Raw genomic sequence first — 5,435 nt, 5'->3', positions numbered from 1 at the left:
GGACGCACAATCATTTGATCGGCTAAAGATTGAGAAGAGGTTGAAACAGCAGTTTGTTGTTTTTCATCAGAAAGAGGATGAAGACCTGATGGAGGTAACGCTACAAGAGTCTGATTTTCTTGAGAGGGAGATACAGAAACACTAGAGACATTCTGTGCCCCTCTTAAATGACGTGGAGGTCGTGGTTTAGCTGGTTGCTTTATAGTAGGTTTACGAGAGCCTGTATTTTTTCCTTCAGAAGAAGCCCCTTGATCAGACTGTGTACCCGTATCAGCAGACAATGCAAGAGGAATCTTCGCTTTCTTATTCACACACTCTACTTCAGAACTAGAACCTTCCGTATCTCCAGAAGCTCTACTTAAATACCAAATTGTAGCACTACCACTAGAATCAGCACATCTTCCTCTCTTCACTAAGCGATACTGATAGGTTCCACCATCAACAGCTGTAATGTCCTTGCCCAAAAGATCTGCCAAAGTAAAATCAGCTCCGCCATTGTGGCTTCTATCGGTAATTAACGGAAGCTCAGTAACCAAACTATTCCTTTGTGAGAGAGGACCTGTAATTTCTCGTCCAGAATCTGCAATATTTATTTTGTGATTCCCTGAGCCCTCACCAATCAACAAATAATCACTCGCATCCCACGTAGCGCTAATATTGAATCGAAAATGTAAATCCCCTGAAAGTCTCTCAACATAAAGTGAAATATGACGTGGATCATACGGAATAGAAGAAAAAATAACAGTCCCACCCTGCCCCCCTAAATCTTTAATTTTAATCTGTGGTTTTTCTCCTATCTTCCGTTCACCAACTTCAAATATTGGTTCAGCAGGTTCTCCTTCTAGAGGAATGTTTTTCTTAGTTATATGATTTGTCCTATCGCCAGCGAATAAATAAAGTTCTCCGCCACCATTGATCCTTACTTCTCCAACGACTTCTTGTACACCAACATGGAACCACGATTTAGCAAAATCCGTAATTGTTAAAGTATCTACAAATCCCATAGGATATACAACTTGAATAGCTTGATCCTTCAAAGTAGTTTTCACAGACTCCCCTAGTGCTAAGACATGCTGTCTCCCATTCCCAGAAACCTGAGCATACATTGATTTCCCTCCCTCTTTTCTTTGTCCTGCATAAAGATTTTGTTCTCCGTTATCTCCCACTTTCGTATACCAAGCACCTCCCCCATCATACACATTCTGCTGTCCAACTGTTCCACCATCCCCAGTAACTGTGGAATTATATGCACTACTTCGTCTAACCACGCGTGTAAAATCAATATTTGGCTCTTCATGAACAAACTGCTGACCTCCCAAAATTTCAGCGTTTATTGTAATTCCTGCACGTGTAACTATTTGCATCCCTCCTTTTTTGATAGTGGACCCCACGGAAGTTGTTCCATTATCAATAAGCTCTACATCCCCATATCCAATCGTCACATTATTTTTGAAAAGACGAGCAATTATTTCTAAATTTTTTCGTTCCTCTTCTTCATTTCTCACATGGGTTACTCTTATTTGCCCTCTATTCCCACTCTCTACTACACTTGCAGATTGCACAAGACAACTACTGATCATCAATACTGAAAAACTTAATTTGTATTTATACCGCATTATCCACACTCCACTCTCAATTATTTAGAAAAATATCCCGCGGCTATATAGGTAGCTCGTTTTAGATTGTATCACAATGTGTTTTATTTATGTCTAAATACAATTTTTTAGTGTATTTTTTAATTTAAACAGCTTTAAGTTGTTTATCTATAAACCACTAAAAAACTCTAACTTAAGGCAGAAAAATTGAATAAAATTCAAAATGTTTATTTGAATTCAAGGAATAATTTGCATATCTGGAATTATAGATGAAAAAAATGCTCGTGCCCTTTAATGGGGGCACCCTCTTCACGTAAAACAAAACGCCATTAGGTTGTACATTCACGCACTTGTTTTAAAAAGACATCTCTCAATGCACTCAAGCCCATTTTGCGACGTCATCCATGAATGATATACCGGTAAAGCCATTGAATCCCCAATCTTTACGCTTATGAAGAAGCGGGCCGGTATCATCATACACTTTGCCATCCCAATGTTGTGACAGCCCTTGACACTAGAGACGATTCATCAGAGACATTTTTACTTCTTTTTTGTATAGTTTTTATACACACCTTCATCCCACTTGCGATGTGCCAAGCGAATAATTTTGATTGATTCAACATAAACAGATTTGAAATGAGAGAATCCTATGATTTTCGCGACTCTCATTCAACATGCATAGAAATGAATTATTATTATAAATTCAGTATGTTGCCTTTAAAAGAGAGAGTATAAAGACATTTCTACTATTTGAGAAAGTCCTTACACTCTCGAGAAGACATAGCCGAACGTTATCTGTTTAAGTTTGCAAAACAATTACATTTGTAAAGTTAATCAGCCATGCACACATATTTAAAAACTATAGCGTAATCCTAAAATACCTTGAAGAGCATTCTTAATCTTATGTCCTTTTAGATAATGTGCTTCCGCATAAAGTGTTAGTTTATCATTGACCGAACCGTTTAAACCAATTCCCAATTTACCCGCACTGCCTGACAAATCTGTAATAAATTTATACTGGTTATTAATTGTCGTATAATTATTATTTATATTCTCACGCAACCAAGCTGCCATAATGTAAGCTGTTAATGAAGTTTCTGAACTCACAAAAAATTCATGCCCTGCAGTCAATCCAACTTCACTGCGGAATGAAGTTAATGGGCTTAGATCACCTATCATTCCATTGGAAAGTTTTATTCTTTTACCTTCAACCTGCAAACCTGTTAGCTTGATATAAGGCTGCATCCAAGTATTCTGTGCCGGTTCAAAATAACAACCAATCTCAAATGATCCACCTATCGCCCACTGATTGTAATGACTTTGAATGGCTAAACCATTCGTTGATATGGCTTTCAAATTATTTCGGTAATAATTATATTTCAAAACACCATCCATATACCATCCGCGATGATCAAAATAAGTTGCGTAAGTTCCAATGCTATAAGAGTTCAGATCACTATTACCACCTCGTGCATGAGAAATACGTGCTTGATCATAACTACCGAAACCACCAACATACAACTCTCCATGCCTTAATTCACTCAACTGATCAGCACCAAAAACTAAACCTGTTTGCCCAAGCTTAAAGTGTGTATGGCCTGTCGCAACACGTTCTCTGCTCTTAATCCCATAAGTCCATAGTTCGATATCTTTCTTATTTCTGTCCCAAATTTTTCTACCATTCCGTATAATTTGCAACTCATTATTAAAAATAAGTCCAGGAACTACGGACAACGTTAATACTGCATCTGTAGAGGGTGTCGTTGTTGTTTCACCAGGAACAAAAGGATTTTCCGGATCTGGAATAGAGGTTTCTGGTCCACTGAGGCGATCTGCAGATAAAAACCAAACTTTTCCATTTTCATCCTTTCTTTCTTTCAAATCATACATATAAGTTCCACCATCAATGGCGTTAATTTTGTCACCCTTAAGATCTGTCAGTGTAAAATGTGCTCCACCACTTTGATCCATAATTAAATCACGCTTATTTGAAAAAGGATCCGTGATTTCAACTCCAGAATCAGCAACACTTATCGTATGATTCCCAGCACCTTTCTCAACCAAGAGATAATCACCACGGTTATGGGCAATCGTAGTATTGAACGCGAAATGTAAATTTCCTGAAAGATTATTCACATGAAGCTGAGAATAATATGGATCAGAACCTGTAAACGAAAAAATAACACTCCCTTCACCACTTAATTTTTGTATCAAAGAACTTTTTCCATCAAACTCATCAGTAATAGAGTACAGTTTTGTATCTTTTCCATTTAAAATAATATCTTCTACTATGGTATGATGTTGATCATTCCCAGCATAAAGATGGATCTGCCCAGAATGATTTAACTGTGTCTTTCCTTCTAATGTTGCCCCAGCATGCACCCATGATTTTGTTTGATCATTCATTGTTAGATTTTTTACAGATCCATCAGTATATATTTCCTGAATAGCACTCTCATTTAAAATAACTCCAATAGCCTGACCGCCTTTTAAGATACGTTGTTTACCACCGCCAAAAACTTCTGTGTCAAATGCAAAACCACCATTTTTTGCACTTTGAGACTTTTGTCCAACCTCTTGGACACCCCCTTGCATAACTTTCGTATTCCAAACTTTTCCGCCATCATATACTTTTTGTTGGCCTAGTGTTTCATCTTGACCATAAATGATAGTATGAGAAGCACTACTCCCTTTAACCTCTCCTCCAACATCCCCCTCCCCGAAAACAAGTTGCTCACCACCATAAATTTTAGTCCCCTCTACTTTTCCTCCATTTCCAACACTTTGTTGTCCACCTTCTTTAACGACTGCATTTTTCGAAAAGCCTTGTTTTCCCTTTAAAGCCTCAACATTTTCAATTCCGCCATGTTCAATTTTACTATCCTCACTGAGTCCTCCTGCATACACATAAAGCTCTGCACCATTCCTTACTGTGTTATTAATGGATCGCCCTGGGCTATCAATCTCACCATCATTTGAAATGTATGCTTTACCTTCATTATCAAGAATATAATTTTCTAACAGTGCCCCATCTTTAATGGAAATAAGTTCAGGTTTTTTAAGAATTTTAGTATTGTGTTCTTGTACATTATTTTCAACATTTTCACGATGACTGCTGTCAAGCTCCTGTTGACTCACAAACACTCTAGCGCCCTTATCCTCAGTAAAATCGCTAGGCTTTTTTAAAAAGTCTAATTCATTACGCGCCCTTATAATAACATCATTAGATGCTCCAAGTATGCATCTTCCCGTTTTCATATCCTCATTGTATTGATCCTGAAATATTTTGCCATTTTCATAACTTGAAGATTGACAAAAAAGCGGTATCCCCCTCTCATTTGCAGCAGCAGCCTGCACAAAACAGCTGCTCAACATGAGTATCCAACAATGTCGTTTCCATTTATATTGTAGAGCCATATCCTCCCCCCTTTCACGCCTGCATAGACACTGAACGTAATTAGCTCTACAAAACATATTTTCAACCTTAGATTGCAATAATCCTTCTTAAAAATCCCCCTTATCTCATAAAAAACCGTTCTTTATAGTTTTTAAATACTTTTTTGATCAAGAATATAAGGGCGTTTTTATAGTGCTTCTTTAGCATTTCCTCAGAATTTTCTTATCAAAAAAAGTAATGCATAATCAAATATATAAGGGAATACAGTTTATCATGAACAACGAAGCTGCGTGCTCTGAAAAATTGTTCTCTGATGCTGCATTAAAAACTTAAAAAAACTAATCATACATTTAAAGATAACTAAAAAATAACCATATAATTAGAAACTATAGCGTACACCTAAAATACCCTGAAGGGACTGTTTTGTTTTACGCCCTTTAATA

2 protein-coding genes are annotated in these 5,435 nt (G+C 37.1%); both read right to left on the bottom strand.

What is annotated here, in order from left to right; translation table 11 throughout:
- On the bottom strand, positions 1–1,616 hold a 1,616-nt coding region (locus ACFIMX_RS08830; protein ID WP_375640227.1), incomplete at its 3' end, for a pertactin-like passenger domain-containing protein.
- Positions 1,617–2,447: 831 nt separating this feature from the next.
- Positions 2,448–5,012, bottom strand: coding sequence for a BafA family autotransporter (gene bafA, locus ACFIMX_RS08825; RefSeq protein WP_375694345.1), 2,565 nt, complete (start codon positions 5,010–5,012; stop codon positions 2,448–2,450).
- Positions 5,013–5,435: the final 423 nt, after the last annotated feature.

The organism is Bartonella sp. AD24XZML (assembly GCF_042196485.1).
GTDB lineage: Bacteria > Pseudomonadota > Alphaproteobacteria > Rhizobiales > Rhizobiaceae > Bartonella.
This window is presented reverse-complemented; position numbering and strand designations above follow the sequence as displayed.